Source organism: Heyndrickxia coagulans 36D1 (genome assembly GCF_000169195.2).
Classification (GTDB): Bacteria; Bacillota; Bacilli; order Bacillales; family Bacillaceae_C; genus Weizmannia; species Weizmannia faecalis.
This window is the reverse complement of sequence record NC_016023.1, coordinates 1,325,169-1,340,600: the sequence shown is the minus strand read 5'-3', so window position 1 is coordinate 1,340,600 and position 15,432 is coordinate 1,325,169. Positions and strand designations below refer to the sequence as shown.

The following is a 15,432-nucleotide window of genomic DNA, read 5'->3' as shown; positions in this document are numbered from 1 at the left end:
GAGGGAGTATGTTGGGACGCAATATTGCTTCAATGGACAATGCTTATATAAAACAGCAATCGGTCAAAGAAAAAGTACTGGTGAGAAGGCGTAAGCTGCTTTTCCGGCGATTGGCGCTTTTCGGTGTTATGGCAGTGCTTGTTTCCGCACTGCTCGTCTCCACCCTGGTCTCACGGAACGCACAGCTCGCGGCAAAAAAAGAACAAAAAGCAAAGCTAGTGCATCAAGTAAGGGACATTGACAAGCAGCAGGCGATGCTCAGAAGCGAGATTAAGAAACTGAAAGATGATGACTATATTGCAAAACTCGCCCGTAGCGAATATTTCCTTTCCAAAAAAGGGGAGATCATTTTTAATTTGCCTGATTCCAAAAAGAATACTCAAGAAGAAGACGTGTCTTATTGACACTCTTTTTTCATGTTCGTTATAATATGTTAAAGGTTGATTTTTTATCTTTTAAGGAGGAAAAATTTTTTTATGTCAATTGAAGCAGGCAGCAAGTTACAAGGTAAAGTAACAGGCATCACGCATTTCGGGGCTTTCGTCGAATTGCCGGACGGCTCAACCGGGCTGGTTCATATCAGTGAAGTTGCTGATAACTATGTAAAAGACATTCATGACCATTTAAAAGTCGGCGATATCGTTGAAGTAAAGGTGCTGAATGTCGAAAAAGACGGGAAAATCGGTTTGTCGATCCGCAAGGCGAAAGACCAGGCGCAGCAATCCCAATCCCAGTCCCATTCCCATCGGCCGCAAAGGCATGGCCGGGGAAATAACCGCGGAAAAGAAGATTTTGAATCCAAAATGGCGCGCTTTTTGAAAGACAGTGAAGATCGCCTGTCTTCGCTCAAACGAAATACAGAATCAAAACGCGGCGGCCGCGGCGCGAGAAGAGGCTAACTTGCTGTCTAGTTGACTCATATATCCGTATCATTTGCTTTAAATTGGAGGGCGGAACCGGTTCAAACAGAAATGTTTGTCGGATCCGCTTTTTCTTTTTGCTGTTTCGGACAAAAATCGCCGAATCACACGAAAAAAACCGGCCTTGAACGGGCCGGTTTTTTTTCAAAACAGATATAGCGGCGGAGGGGATCGAACCCCCGACCTCACGGGTATGAACCGTACGCTCTAGCCAGCTGAGCTACGCCGCCATGGCTTAAATGAAAAAGCACATTTTCTATAATAACGGCACCGCACCCATTTGTCAACTGCTCTTTTTGAAAAAAATTGTAAAATGCATCGCATATTTGTGGAAAAAGTCGAACTTTTCTTTTGGACTGCATTGGAATTTTGACAAACTTTTAAAACTTGTCCTTTTATAATTGCTTGTATCAAAGTGATGAGGGGGAGTTTATGATGAATTTGGGGAAAGTTGAGCGCGGGATGATGGAACAGGGGGGCCATGTGGATCTTGAGGAAACAAAAAAAGAGTTTGCAAAAGGATGGAAGCAGCTCCGGGGAAAATTTGAATCCCTGTTTATCCAAAAAGGGATCAGTCTTTTGATCATTGGCTTTTTATTGGGAAGGGCCCTTATCTTGTCGCACTTTACGCCGTTTGCATTGCCGTTTTTTGCAGCTGTCTATGTGATGAAGCGGGATAAGGCGCCCATCACGCTGCTCGGGCTCACTGCGGGCGGATTAACATTATCTGTTGCGAACGGGATGTACACGCTCGCATCGACCATCCTCTTTATTCTTGTATTCAGGTTGTTCGGCAAATACCATAAAGAGGAAACCCGGGTGCTGCCCTTTTACATCTTTGCTGTCTCGCTTGTTTCAAAATGCGCTTACCTTTATCTTCAGCAGCAGTTCCAGCTCTCTTTTTATGACGGCCTGATGGCGGGTGTGGAATCGTGCTTAACCTTTATCCTTACCATGATATTTATGCAAAGCATTCCAATCTTATCACAAACAAGACGAAAAAAAACATTAAAAACGGAGGAAGTCGTCAGTCTCATCATTGTGCTCGCGTCCGTTTTGACCGGGACAATCGGCTGGACGGTGAACGGGTTGTCCGTTGAGCATATTTTTTCGCGCTATCTTGTCCTCCTGTTTGCGTTTGTCGGCGGCGCGACGGTCGGTTCCACTGTCGGGGTTGTGACCGGTCTCATTTTCAGCCTTGCCAACGTGTCCAGCTTTTATCAAATGAGCCTGCTTGCGTTCGCAGGGCTCCTGTGCGGATTGTTAAAGGAAGGGAAGCGCGGGGGGGCGGCTGCCGGGATGCTTGTTGCGACCCTGCTGATTACGATGTACGGCGAGTCCGGGGCGTCTTTAAGCGCCGCGCTGTATGAAACATGCGTGAGCATTGCCCTTTTCTTTTTAACGCCGTCCCCGTTTACGGCAAAAATGGCGCGGCATATCCCGGGGACAGCCGAATATATGAAGGAGCAGCAGCAGTATTTAAGGAAAGTGCGCGATGTGACGGTTCACCGCGTGGAGCAGTTCTCGTCCGTTTTCCAGGCGCTTTCCAAAAGCTTTTCGCAGTATGACCATACGAAAGAAGAGGAGGACCGTGAGCGGGATCTGGATTATTTTTTCAGCAATGTCACGGAACGGACATGCCAGACCTGCTTCAAAAAAGAGCAGTGCTGGGCGAAAAACTTTGATAAGACGTATGATTTGATGAAAATGACGATGGAGGACCTGAGTGAAAGGGACGGCGCGGTTTCGAGGCGTGCTCATCGCGAATTGGAGAAACATTGTGTCAGGGCCCAAAAAGTGGAAGATGCGATCAACCAGGAATTGACATTTTACCAGGCCAATCAAAAATTCAAAAAAATGATCAAAGAAAGCCGGAAAATTGTCGCAGAACAGCTGCAGGGCGTTTCGGAAGTCATGGGAGATTTTGCAAAGGAAATTCAGCGGGAGCGCGAGAACCACCAGCGGCAGGAAGAAATGATCCTCGAGTCATTACAGGATTTCGGGCTCGATATTGACCAGGTCGAAATTTACAGCCTAGAGTCGGGCAATATTGACATTGATATCACCTTGCCGCAGTACAGTGGCTACGGCGAATGCGAAAAGATCATCGCGCCGATGCTTTCCGATATATTAGGAGAAACGATTGTTGTCCAGAAAGAAGAGTTCAGTTCGCAGTCGGGCGGGCTTGGCTATGTGACATTCCGTTCGGCCAGGGCATTTGTCGTCGACACCGGTGTGGCGCATGCCGCAAAAGGAGGCGGTTTTATATCCGGTGACAGTTATTCGATGATCGAGCTTGGCTCAAGAAAGTACGCCATTGCTATCAGCGACGGCATGGGAAACGGCGAGCGTGCCCATCATGAAAGCAATGAGACGCTCAGGCTCTTGCGGCAGATTTTAGAATCGGGCATAGAAGAAAAGATTGCCATCAAATCGGTGAACTCCATTCTGGCGCTAAGGACGCAGGAAGAAGTGTTTTCCACGCTTGATCTGGCGATGATCGACCTGCAGGATGCAAGCAGCAAATTTTTAAAAATTGGATCAACGCCGAGCTTTATTAAACGCGGCGATAAAGTGATCAAAATTGAATCTGGGAACTTGCCGATGGGCATGATCCAGGAATTTGATGTGGATGTCGTTTCCCGGCAGCTGAAAGCCGGTGATATTTTAATCATGATGAGTGACGGGATTTTGGAAGGCCCGCGTTACATTGAAAACCCGGAATTATGGATCAAGCGGAAAATCCGGGAGCTGGAAACGGAAAATCCCCAGGAAATTGCCGACCTGCTCATAGAAGAAGTGATCCGCTCGCGATCCGGTTTAATTGAAGATGATATGACGGTCGTCGTTGCAAAAATCAAACACAACACGCCGAAATGGGCGGCCATCCCCGTTAGCAAAGGGAAAAAAATGATCTCTTAAATGTCCGTGCCATATAGAAGAAGCGGAAGGCAACGGTATATATTTTCTCCCGATTGTCGATGATGGTAAAAACGAAGAAATGCCGTCAATGACAAGGAGGAGAAAAAATGAATGCAGGCACTTTAAAACAGATTTTGCTGATTACGGACGGATGTTCAAACCAGGGGGGTGATCCGGCTGCAGCTGCGGCATTGGCAAGAGAAGCAGGCATCACCATTAATGTAATTGGCGTCATGGAACGGGATATCATTGATGAAAAAGGGGCAGCGGAAATTCAAAATATCGCCATGTCGGGGGGTGGCGTCAGCCAGATCGTCTATACGAAACAATTATCGCAAACCGTGCAAATGGTCACTCGGAAAGCGATGACCCAGACGATTCAGGGAATCGTGAACAAGGAATTAAAACATATTTTGGGAAGTAACGGATCCATTGAAGCACTGCCGCCTGAAAAACGCGGCGATGTGTTGGAGGTGGTAGATGAACTGGGGGAAACAGTGGATTTGGACATTCTCGTGCTCGTCGATACAAGCGCAAGTATGAAACCGAAGCTCGAGACTGTAAAAGAAGCTTTGCTTGATTTGTCTTTAAGCCTGAATGCGCGAATGGGGAATAACCAATTTTCAGTTTTTATATTTCCTGGGAAAAGGAAAGAAACGGAGAAACTGCTTGACTGGACACCGAAACTGGAATCGCTCGTGGCCATATTTCCGAAACTGCAGACAGGCGGGATTACGCCGACAGGGCCGGCCATTCATGAGGCGATCCGCCATTTTGACCGGAAAAGGAAGCTGAGGGGATATCATACGCATGATGACGGACAATACTTTGAAGAATCCATTTAATGATCCGCCGGGTACGGTTGTGACGGGGAAATGGCATAAAAACCGGTACAGATTGCTAAAGCGCCTCGGGGCCGGTGCAAATGGCGCTGTTTATCTGGCGGAATCGGCGGCCGGTCCGGTTGCATTAAAAGTCGGTGTGAGCACTGCCCAGGTGGCATCCGAGTCCAGCGTACTAAAAACCATATCCAAGGCCCGGGGGCAGTCCCTCGGGCCTTCCTTTTTGGAAGCGGATGACTGGGAGCGCGGGCGGGAGATCATTCCTTTTTATGTCATGGAATATATAGACGGCCCGGATCTGCTTTCCTTTGTCACCGGGAAAGGTTTTTCCTGGGCGGCAGTGCTTGTGATCCAGCTTCTTTCCGATTTACAACATTTGCATGAACAGGGCTGGATTTTCGGAGATTTGAAGCCCGAAAACTTGCTGGTTGGAACCCCTGGAAACAGGATCCGCTGCATTGATCCGGGCGGGATGACAAAGATCGGACGTTCAGTAAAAGAATTTACGGAGTTTTTCGACAGAGGTTACTGGGGGTTGGGATCGCGGAAAGCCGAGCCTTCCTATGATTTGTTTTCCGTTGCAATGGTAATGATCAATCTTGCCTATCCGAACCGGTTTTTAAAAAAACAGGCAAATGGTTTCCCACAACTGATGGCGGCGGTCAGGCAACATGCCGGGCTGTGCAAATTTGAGGCGGTGCTGCGGAAAGCGCTGGGGGGAGGATATCGGACAGCTTTTGAGATGAGGCAGGACATGCTTATGCTGCTGACTTCGCATAGAGAAAAGAAGAAAGCCAAAACAACGCACAGGCCGGAAAAATCAAAACTCGGACAGTCGCGGGCAAAAAGACGGAGGTTTAGAAAATTTAAAAAGTTCATGGCTGCCATGATGATCATCTTGATGATCTCTGTGTTATACTGGTATTATACTTACGGACAAATCAGCATCCCTTTTTAAATATCCACAAATTTATGCCGGAAAAATGCGGCGGCCTCCTAATCCGGGATTACAGCATGGCCGAAAATAAGTGCGCAGCGACAACGAGCGCAGCACTGGCAAGGATGGCAAGTCTATGCTTTTTTCAGGACGGGCGCCTTTTTATAAAGAAAGCATAAATTTCCGGCCGTTTGCCTTATGATGAAAATGCTATATAAAATGAACAAAATATTGCCGCTCTGTTGCCTGCCGCAAAAAGTAGTTCTCGTAGAAATCGATGGTCGGGCTTGATGGAAAAACTGAAGTTCCTTTTTATAGCGCAAATTTTACGCAAACGTCCATGCAAGCAAAAGGATGGAAATGAATATTCAGGATAAATACACCGGCACAAATTCTTTAAAGCAGAATATGTTTAGAAATTTGGAAATGCCCATGTTACAATGGAAATAACAAAACGGTACCGAAAAGGACAGGTTTTATGCTCGCATTTGAGGACAATGTATTCCATTTTATCAGGAAACACAGGCTGATTGAGGCGGGAGACCATTTGCTCGTAGCGGTTTCCGGCGGGCCGGATTCACTTGCGCTCCTCCACTTTCTCACTTCGCGAAGGGAGCGCTTCCGTGTAAAGATAACAGCCGCTCATGTTAACCATATGCTAAGGGGGGAAGCGTCCTGTAAAGACCTTTTGTTTGTCAAAAGCTTTTGCGAATCTCACCGTATCGGTTGTGAAGCGGCAGAAATCCCGGTGCTGGAAAAAGCGAAGGAAGAAGGCCTTGGCATTGAAGAAGCAGCGAGAAAATACCGGTATGCTTTTCTCGCTGAAGCAATGGAGAAAACCGGCGCCAATAAAGTTGTATTAGGCCACCACGGCGATGACCAGATGGAAACGGTACTGATGCGGCTTACAAGGGGCGCAGGCGGAAAGGGAAGGGCAGGCATTCCGTTTCGCCGGCCGTTTGCAAAGGGAGAAATCATCCGTCCGCTATTGGGCACGGCCAAAAAAGAAATCATAGATTACTGCGCCCATTATCATCTCGAACCACGCACCGATGAAAGCAACGCATCCCCCGACTTTGCAAGAAACCGGTTTCGTGCGTCCGTCCTGCCTTTTCTAAAGAAAGAAAACCCGCGGGCCCATTTGCATTTTCAAAGATTCAGCGAAGAGCTTTTGGAAGATGAAATCTATCTTTACGGGCTGGCGCAGGAAAAATTAAAGCAGATGGCGGAAACAGGGTCCGGAACTTGCACGCTCGATCTCCGGAAGTTCAAAGGGATGCCTATGCCTTTACAAAGGCGGGCGATTCATCTAATATTAAAATATCTTTACAATGAAGACATAAAAGACGTCACAGCGATACATACAGATGCCGTTTTAAAACTGGCTTCAGGCTCCAATCCGTCCGGGAGCGCCGATCTCCCCGGCGGCTTAAAGGCTGTAAGGGACTACGGGCGCATGGCCTTTTCTTTTGGGCGCCGCCCCGCCCGTTCTGCATATCAATATGTCTTGGATGAAGGGATGAAGATTGATCTGCCGAACGGGTATACGATAAAGCTTGTAAAAAGCAAAATTTCATATTCATCCCTGCCAAAGAATATGCTATTATTACACATAAACGACACTTCTCTCCCCCTTATTGTCCGTACAAGGAAACCGGGGGACAGAATTGAAGCAAAAGGACTAAATGGTTCAAAAAAGGTAAAAGATATATTTATTGATGAGAAAATTTCAAAGCCGGAGCGGGATTTGTGGCCGGTTGTAACCGATTCAAAAGGGAACATCCTGTGGCTTCCGAATCTGAAAAAAGCAAAGTTTGAATCCGGGCTTATTTTACCTGATGAAACCTACTATGTCGTGCACTATTGTAAGCAAACAACTTCTAGGGGGCAATCGCAAGATGAATCAGGATATTGAAAAAATCCTCATTACAGAAGAGGAAGTCCAGCGAAAAGTAAAGGAATTGGGGGAGCAGCTGACGAAAGAGTATGATGGCAGATTTCCGCTTGCGATCGGGGTATTAAAAGGCGCCATGATGTTTATGGCCGATCTTGTCAAGCATATGGATACATATTTGGAAATGGATTTTATGGACGTATCGAGCTACGGGAATTCTACTGTTTCATCCGGAGAAGTCAAAATCTTAAAAGACTTGGATACCTCGGTGGAAGGGCGCGATGTCCTGATTATCGAAGACATTATTGACAGCGGGATGACGCTCAGTTACCTGGTTGAATTGTTCCGCTACCGGAAAGCAAAATCCATTAAAATCGTCACATTGCTCGACAAACCATCGGGTCGGAAAGCGGACATCCAGGCTGACTATGTCGGATTCATTGTCCCGGATGAATTCGTTGTCGGATACGGCCTTGACTATGCGGAAAAATACCGCAACCTTCCGTATATCGGCATCCTGAAGCCAGCTGTTTATACCCATGAGGGGGAGTAAGAATTCCGAAAAAAGAGGACTATCATTGTGAAATTCAGGCTATATGTATGGAAAAGCAAACGGTCTGTGAAAAAAAGATGAAAAACGGGTGCAAAATATTGTTAAATTAAAAACCACTATAGTACTATTGAATATAGTTTTTTAAGACCGTGGGAGGAGGTAAGGAATGAATCGGATCTTCAGAAATACAATTTTCTACGTATTATTATTTGTCGTCCTGATCGGGATCGTAAGTTTTTTTAACCGCAGCAGCGAAACGACGGAAACGATATCCTATGATCAATTTGTTTCTTATTTGGATAATGGCAGTGTAAAGAGTATAACAACGCAGCCTTCAAGGGGCGTTTATGAGATCCGGGGCCTGCTGAAAGACGGCAATAAACAGTTTATTACGTATGTTATGGATGACCAGGCCATGCTGAACCGGATCGATAAAGCGGCGCACGATCAAAAAGTGAAAGTCGATGTCCTCCAGGCAAAAGAAACGAATGGATGGGTTTCTTTCCTGACATCCATTATTCCGTTTGTGATTATTTTCATTCTGTTCTTCTTCCTGATGAACCAGGCACAGGGCGGGGGCGGCCGTGTCATGAATTTCGGGAAGAGCAAAGCAAGGCTTTACAATGACGACAAAAAGAAAGTCCGTTTCCGTGACGTTGCCGGCGCGGATGAAGAGAAACAGGAACTTGTCGAAGTCGTCGAATTCTTAAAAGATCCACGCAAGTTTTCCGAACTGGGTGCCCGTATCCCGAAAGGCGTACTGCTTGTCGGGCCTCCGGGAACCGGTAAAACATTGCTGGCAAGGGCAGTTGCAGGTGAAGCAGGCGTTCCTTTCTTCTCCATCAGCGGTTCTGATTTTGTCGAAATGTTTGTCGGTGTCGGTGCAAGCCGGGTTCGTGATTTATTTGAAAACGCGAAAAAGAACGCGCCTTGTATTATCTTTATTGATGAAATTGACGCAGTCGGGCGCCAGCGTGGTGCAGGGCTCGGCGGCGGCCATGATGAACGTGAACAGACGTTGAACCAGCTGCTCGTTGAAATGGACGGATTTAGCGCCAATGAAGGAATCATTATTATTGCGGCAACAAACCGCCCGGATATTCTTGATCCTGCGCTTCTGCGGCCGGGACGCTTTGACCGTCAGATTACGGTTGACCGACCGGATGTCCACGGGCGTGAAGCTGTGCTGCGTGTCCATGCGCGCAATAAGCCGCTTGACCCGTCCGTCGATTTAAAAGCGATTGCCCAACGGACACCAGGTTTTTCCGGAGCCGATCTGGAAAACCTGCTTAATGAAGCAGCGTTGATTGCGGCAAGGGCTTCCAAGAAAAAAATTGACATGCAGGATATTGATGAAGCGACAGACCGCGTCATTGCCGGACCGGCGAAAAAGAGCCGGGTCATTTCGGAAAAAGAACGCAATATTGTGGCCTTCCATGAATCCGGGCATACCGTTATCGGGCTTGTGCTCGATGAAGCGGAAATTGTCCAGAAAGTGACCATTGTGCCGCGCGGACAGGCCGGCGGGTACGCGATGATGGTACCGAAAGAAGACCGTTATTTCATGACAAAACCAGAATTGCTCGATAAGATTACGGGGCTTCTCGGCGGCCGTGTATCCGAAGAAATTACGTTCGGTGAAGTGTCAACGGGCGCATCCAACGACTTTGAACGCGCAACCGGCATTGCGAGAAGGATGGTAACTGAATTTGGGATGAGCGATAAGCTTGGCCCTCTCCAGTTCGGGTCTTCGCAAGGCCAGGTATTTTTGGGCAGAGATATTAACAATGACCAAAATTATTCCGATAAAATTGCCTACGAAATTGATACAGAGATTCAAAATATCATTAAAACCTGTTATGAACGGGCACGGCAGATCTTGCTTGAACACCGCGATAAGCTGGAACTGATCGCAAAAACGCTGCTTGAAGTGGAAACATTGGATGCAAAACAAATCAAGCATCTGTTTGAACATGGCACGTTGCCTGAACAGCCTGCGAAATCCCAGGATCCGGCTGAAATCGGTGGAACCGAGCCGCGCGTGAACCTGCAGTCGAAGCAGGGCGGCATCAAAGAAGTGGATCCGGGTGCCGGAAATAATTCGGATACCGGGATGCCAGATGAAAAACGGCCGGGGAAACTGGGACCATCAAGACCGGCAGATGATGATCAACTTTGATAGGTTGCAAATCATTTAAAAAAGCACCGTCTGAAAAAAAGGCGGTGCTTTTTTATGGCTAGGGAACCAAATGAAAGCATTCTCTAAATCACGGAGATTATGGTATGATGGTTGCATAAAAACTAACAGAAAAACAAAGTGGTGAGCATAATGTTATTGGTGATCGATGTGGGGAATACAAACATTGTATTAGGTGTATACGATAAAGATGAACTAAAATATCATTGGCGCATTCAAACCGTCCGGGATAAAACGGAAGATGAATACGGCATGTCTATGAAAGCCTTGTTCCGCCATGTCGGCATTCACTTTAACGATATTACTGGCATTATTATTTCTTCTGTGGTGCCTCCAATTATGTACGCACTGGAGCGGATGTGCAGCAAATATTTCCACGTTTCGCCGCTTATCGTCGGCCCAGGGGTGAAAACAGGGCTCGACATCAAATACGATAATCCGCGTGAGGTGGGGGCGGACCGGATTGTCAATGCGGTCGCCGGCATCCACGAATACGGCAGTCCGTTAATTATTGTCGACTTCGGGACAGCGACTACTTATTGTTATATTAACGAGGAAAAGCAGTATATGGGGGGGGCGATTGCGCCGGGCATCAGCATCTCAGCGGAAGCCCTGTACTCGAGAGCAGCCAAACTGCCCCGGATAGAAATCGCGAGCCCGGATGATATTATTGGCCGGAACACCGTTAGTGCCATGCAGGCAGGCATTGTTTTCGGCTATGTCGGACAGGTTGAAGGTATCGTGTCCCGGATGAAAGCAAAAAGTAAAAAAGACCCGGTCGTCATTGCAACAGGCGGGCATGCACCCCTCATTGCAAAAGAATCAAAAAGCATTGATATCGTCGACCAATTTTTGACTTTAAAAGGGTTGCACTTGATTTATAACCGAAACTTACAGCATTAAAGGAGGATTTTTCTTTTGGCGGATTATTTAATTAAAGCATTAGCGTATGACGGGCAGGTCCGGGCATACGCTGCGGAAACAACGGAAACCGTTTGAGAAGCCCAACGGAGGCACTACACTTGGCCGACAGCTTCCGCCGCGCTGGGCAGAACGTTGACAGCGGGGGCGATGATGGGGGCCATGCTGAAGGGGGATGAAAAAATTACGATCAAAGTGGAAGGCGGCGGACCGATCGGTGTCATTCTGGTAGACGCGAATGCACACGGGGAAGTCCGGGGCTATGTTACCAATCCGCAAACCCATTTTGATTTAAACAAAAAAGGAAAGCTGGATGTCCGGCGTGCAGTCGGGACAGATGGGACGCTTACCGTTGTAAAAGATCTCGGGCTTCGTGAGAATTTTTCAGGCCAGGTTCCGCTTGTATCCGGCGAGCTCGGCGAAGATTTTACGTATTATTTTGCCGCTTCCGAACAAGTGCCATCTGCAGTCGGTGTCGGTGTGCTGGTTAATCCCGACAACACGATTCTGGCTTCCGGCGGGTTTATCATCCAGTTGATGCCGGGAACAGACGAGAAAGTCATCTCGGAAATTGAAAATAAAATTTCTGATACCGCCCCGATTTCCGACCTTATCCGCCAGGGGCTTTCGCCGGAAGAAATATTGGCAAATCTGCTCGGCGAAGAAAATGTGCAGATATTGGAGAAAATGGCAGTACGGTTTGAATGCACCTGCTCCAAAGAAAAATTTGCTTCTGCTATGATCGGCCTCGGCAAACAGGAGCTCCGGGACATGATCGAGGAAGACGGGCAAGCTGAAGCCGTCTGCCATTTCTGTCGTGAAAAATACCATTTTAGCCGTGAAGATCTGGAACAAATGCTGGAAGAAGCAAAGGGGTAAGGCGAAAGCCGTGAGGGCAGGATGATTTTCGGCAAAACGGCCTTCCTTTTCAGATGAATGCGGGCCCCTTGAGCGCGAATGGGCAACTTTTAACCAAGTTGTCTAATCGGGGCTGGCCTGTTTGATTGACGGAAGCTTGCCCCCGTCCCGTTGCAATAGCCGTCGCTTGATCAAGAAGCCCAGCGTCAGTGGCTAAAAAAGCGATATTGCCGGCATTGTTTCTTAGGCACTTTGTCATAGAATAGCAAGGCATTTTGGTTGACAATTGCGTAAAAAGATGTTAATTTTTAGATATTAAACCAATAAAAATACTCGGAATATGGGGTGGATGATTTTGGCAAAGTATGTGAACTCTGTTGCTGAATTGGTCGGCAACACACCGGTTGTAAAAGTAAACCGTCTGACAAATGAAAATGATGCAGAAGTGTATTTGAAGCTGGAATATTTCAATCCGGCCAGCAGTGTAAAAGACCGGATTGCCCTCGCGATGATTGAAGACGCTGAACAAAAAGGACGCTTAAAACCGGGCGACACCATTGTTGAACCGACAAGCGGCAACACGGGAATCGGGCTTGCCATGATTGCGGCTGCAAAAGGATACAAAGCTGTCATTGTCATGCCGGAAACAATGAGTATGGAACGTCGCAGCCTACTGCGTGCATACGGGGCAAAGCTTGTTTTAACCCCGGGCTCTGAAGGCATTAAAGGCGCAGTAAATAAAGCGGAACAACTCGTGAAAGAAAACGGCTATTTTATGCCACAGCAATTCAAAAACCCGGCCAACCCGGAAATCCACCGTTTGACAACCGGTAAAGAAATCATTGAACAAATGGGAGATCAGCTCGATGCTTTTGTTGCCGGCGTCGGCACCGGCGGAACGATTACAGGGGCTGGCCAGGCGCTGCGCGAAGCTTATCCAGGTATCAAAATTTATGCTGTTGAACCGGATGACTCCCCGCTGTTGTCTGAAGGCAAACCGGGCCCGCACAAAATTCAAGGTATCGGCACCAACTTTGTCCCTGAAACACTTGATAAAGAAATTTACGATGAAATTATCCGTGTCACAACGGATCAGGCTTTCAAAGCGGCAAAAGATACAGCGGCAAAAGAAGGCATTCTCGGCGGGATTTCTTCCGGTGCTGCCGTTTACGCTGCCCTTGAAGTGGCGAAAAAACTCGGCAAAGGCAAAAAAGTGCTTGCCATCATTCCGGATACCGGCGAACGCTATTTGAGCACCCCGCTTTACCAGTTTGAAGATTAAAAACGATAAAACCCGCGGAGAAACGCCCCGCGGGTTTTTCTTTTCACAGCCTATCTATGCTGGTTTGAAACGCCAGCCTCTAGTTGGCATCCGGCAGCTTTTTTAGTAGGGCGCCCGGGGTGATCCCGGATCTGCTCCAGCGACCCACATCTTTGTATTCCGTATTAATCGATGGCCGCGGATGTGATAGACTATAATTATTGAACTGAAAAAGGGGAGAACAGCAGTTGAAGTGTGGTTCGTTTACGTTCGATTTTACCCGTAAAACCTATGTAATGGGCATATTAAATGTAACGCCCGATTCTTTTTCGGACGGAGGGAATTTTTTTCAGCCTGAGAAAGCGGTGGAACATGCGTATCAGATGGTAGAGGACGGTGCCGATCTGCTCGATATTGGCGGAGAGTCGACAAGGCCGGGGCATCAGCCGGTGTCAGCAGAGGAAGAACTGGAGAGAATCTTGCCGGTCATTCACGCGGTGGCAGGAAAAATCCAGGCGCCGCTTTCTGTCGATACGTATAAAGCGAGAACTGCGGAAGAAGCAATAAAAGCAGGCGCACATATCATCAATGATGTATGGGGGGCAAAACGGGATCCGGAAATCGCCGATGTTGCCGCACAGTACAACGTTCCGATTATTTTAATGCATAACCGCGAAAAGCCGCAGTATGAACATTTTATGCGGGACTGTCTGAACGACCTGTATGAAAGCATCACGATTGCAAAAAAAGCAGGCGTCGAGGACCGGCAAATCATCCTCGATCCGGGTATCGGGTTTGCGAAAGGTTTTCAGGAAGACATGGAAATGATGCGAAACCTCGACAAACTTGTTGGACTCGGCTATCCCGTTCTGCTTGCTGCCTCAAGGAAGCGCATGATCGGAAGCGTGCTCGGGCTGCCGACGGGCGAAAGAATGGAAGGCACTGGGGCGGTATGCTGCTTTGGCATCATGAAAGGCTGCCATATGGTCCGTGTCCACGATGTAAAACCTGTAAGCAGAATGGTGAAAATGATGGACGCCCTCGTCGGAAAAGGGGAACAGGATGGACAAAATTTATATTCATGATATGGAATTTTACGGTTACCACGGCGTATTGCCCGAGGAAAATAAACTGGGCCAGCGCTTCCGTGTATCCATCGTGCTTGGTTTGGACTTAAAGCAGGCGGGCGAAACCGACCGGCTGGAAGAAACCGTCAGTTATGCGGATGTCTATGCATGCGTGAAAAAAATTGTTGAAGGGCAGCCTTTCAAGCTCCTTGAAGCTGTCGCAGAAAAACTGGCTGCTTCCATTCTCGCTTTATACGAAAAAGTTGCGGAAGTCACAGTCAAAGTAACCAAACCGGACCCGCCCATTCCCGGCCATTACAAGTCCGTTGCGGTCGAAATTACAAGGAGAAGAAAGAATGGATAATCTCGCTTATTTGGCACTCGGATCCAATATTGAACCGCGATTTGATTATCTTCAGCACGCCATCCGGTTACTTAGAAACAACCCGGACATAAAGGTTTGCAAAGTTTCATCCATTTATGAAACCAATCCTGTCGGTTACACCGAGCAGGGACAGTTTTTAAATATGGCTGTTCAAATTGAAACGCGGTTATCCCCTTTTGACCTGCTCGCTGCCTGCCTTGAGATTGAAAAAAAGTTACGGAGAAAAAGGGAAATTCATTGGGGACCGCGGACAATAGACCTTGACATTTTGTTGTATAATCAGGAAAATATGAAAACAGAGAATCTTACCATTCCGCACCCGCGCATGCATGAACGGGCATTTGTTTTGGTTCCCCTCGCGGAATTGGACAATGCACTTTGCGACCCTGTAACCAAAACCCCGTATGCGGAACTGCTGAAAAAGTGCACAGACAAAGATGGTGTCCGGCTGTGGAAACAGATCACAGGGGATACTGCTTTCTTGCCATAAAGGGTACCCCCGGGCATTTTAAACAACCCGGCGGCGGCTTTATACTGAAATACGGATTGGTGTATAACCGGTACGGAAACAACGACAGGCCATGTAACGGAGTACTGCCGGAGGAATCCCGGCAGTACTTGCTTGTATACATACAAAGAAAAAACCTGGTGAAAGGATGTCTGAACGCGAAAGAT

At 47.6% G+C, this 15,432-nt stretch carries 13 protein-coding genes, 1 tRNA gene and 1 pseudogene; 14 read left to right on the top strand and 1 reads right to left on the bottom strand.

Features of this window, described 5'->3' with window-relative positions; genetic code table 11:
- Positions 1-8: 8 nt before the first annotated feature.
- Both BCOA_RS23510 and BCOA_RS23505 read left to right on the top strand, forming a co-directional pair.
- Positions 9-404, top strand: coding sequence for an FtsB family cell division protein (locus tag BCOA_RS23510; protein WP_014096559.1), 396 nt, complete (start codon positions 9-11; stop codon positions 402-404).
- 72 nt (positions 405-476) lie between these two features.
- Positions 477-899, top strand: a complete 423-nt coding sequence (locus BCOA_RS23505) for a S1 domain-containing RNA-binding protein (RefSeq protein ID WP_014096558.1) — start codon at positions 477-479, stop codon at positions 897-899.
- 177 nt (positions 900-1,076) lie between these two features.
- On the opposite strand, the gene BCOA_RS23500 is transcribed toward BCOA_RS23505, so the two are convergent.
- Positions 1,077-1,150 (bottom strand) — tRNA-Met (locus tag BCOA_RS23500).
- 205 nt (positions 1,151-1,355) lie between these two features.
- Here BCOA_RS23500 and spoIIE point away from each other — a divergent pair.
- From spoIIE to folK, 12 genes and pseudogenes are all read left to right on the top strand, one after another.
- Positions 1,356-3,842, top strand: a complete 2,487-nt coding sequence (gene spoIIE / locus BCOA_RS23495) for a stage II sporulation protein E (RefSeq protein ID WP_014096557.1) — start codon at positions 1,356-1,358, stop codon at positions 3,840-3,842.
- A 107-nt stretch (positions 3,843-3,949) separates the two neighbouring features.
- Positions 3,950-4,687, top strand: a complete 738-nt coding sequence (locus BCOA_RS23490) for a VWA domain-containing protein (protein ID WP_014096556.1) — start codon at positions 3,950-3,952, stop codon at positions 4,685-4,687.
- Positions 4,653-5,642 (top strand): serine/threonine protein kinase, encoded by a 990-nt coding sequence (locus BCOA_RS23485; protein ID WP_014096555.1) that lies wholly within the window; start codon positions 4,653-4,655, stop codon positions 5,640-5,642. The genes BCOA_RS23490 and BCOA_RS23485 overlap by 35 nt, the downstream gene beginning before the upstream one ends.
- 457 nt (positions 5,643-6,099) lie before the next feature.
- Positions 6,100-7,536, top strand: coding sequence for a tRNA lysidine(34) synthetase TilS (tilS, locus tag BCOA_RS23480; protein ID WP_014096554.1), 1,437 nt, complete (start codon positions 6,100-6,102; stop codon positions 7,534-7,536).
- The gene (hpt, locus tag BCOA_RS23475) at positions 7,520-8,068 is read left to right on the top strand and encodes a hypoxanthine phosphoribosyltransferase (protein WP_014096553.1); all 549 of its coding nucleotides are present in this window, start codon (positions 7,520-7,522) and stop codon (positions 8,066-8,068) included. Before tilS ends, hpt begins: the two co-directional genes overlap by 17 nt.
- Before the next feature lie 166 nt (positions 8,069-8,234).
- Complete coding sequence (ftsH, locus tag BCOA_RS23470) at positions 8,235-10,247, top strand: ATP-dependent zinc metalloprotease FtsH (RefSeq protein ID WP_014096552.1); 2,013 nt, start codon at positions 8,235-8,237, stop codon at positions 10,245-10,247.
- A 150-nt stretch (positions 10,248-10,397) separates the two neighbouring features.
- Entirely contained in the window at positions 10,398-11,168 is a 771-nt protein-coding gene (locus BCOA_RS23465; protein ID WP_017550860.1) for a type III pantothenate kinase, read from the top strand.
- A 15-nt stretch (positions 11,169-11,183) separates the two neighbouring features.
- Positions 11,184-12,065 (top strand): annotated as a pseudogene (gene hslO, locus BCOA_RS23460) (Hsp33 family molecular chaperone HslO).
- 334 nt (positions 12,066-12,399) lie between these two features.
- The gene (cysK, locus tag BCOA_RS23455) at positions 12,400-13,326 is read left to right on the top strand and encodes a cysteine synthase A (protein ID WP_014096549.1); all 927 of its coding nucleotides are present in this window, start codon (positions 12,400-12,402) and stop codon (positions 13,324-13,326) included.
- A 227-nt stretch (positions 13,327-13,553) separates the two neighbouring features.
- On the top strand, positions 13,554-14,390 hold the full coding sequence (gene folP, locus BCOA_RS23450; protein WP_014096548.1) for a dihydropteroate synthase: 837 nt from the start codon (positions 13,554-13,556) through the stop codon (positions 14,388-14,390).
- Positions 14,368-14,736, top strand: coding sequence for a dihydroneopterin aldolase (folB, locus tag BCOA_RS23445; protein WP_014096547.1), 369 nt, complete (start codon positions 14,368-14,370; stop codon positions 14,734-14,736). Before folP ends, folB begins: the two co-directional genes overlap by 23 nt.
- A complete protein-coding gene (gene folK / locus BCOA_RS23440) occupies positions 14,729-15,247 on the top strand; it encodes a 2-amino-4-hydroxy-6-hydroxymethyldihydropteridine diphosphokinase (RefSeq protein WP_014096546.1) in 519 nt (172 codons plus the stop codon). The genes folB and folK overlap by 8 nt, the downstream gene beginning before the upstream one ends.
- Positions 15,248-15,432: the final 185 nt, after the last annotated feature.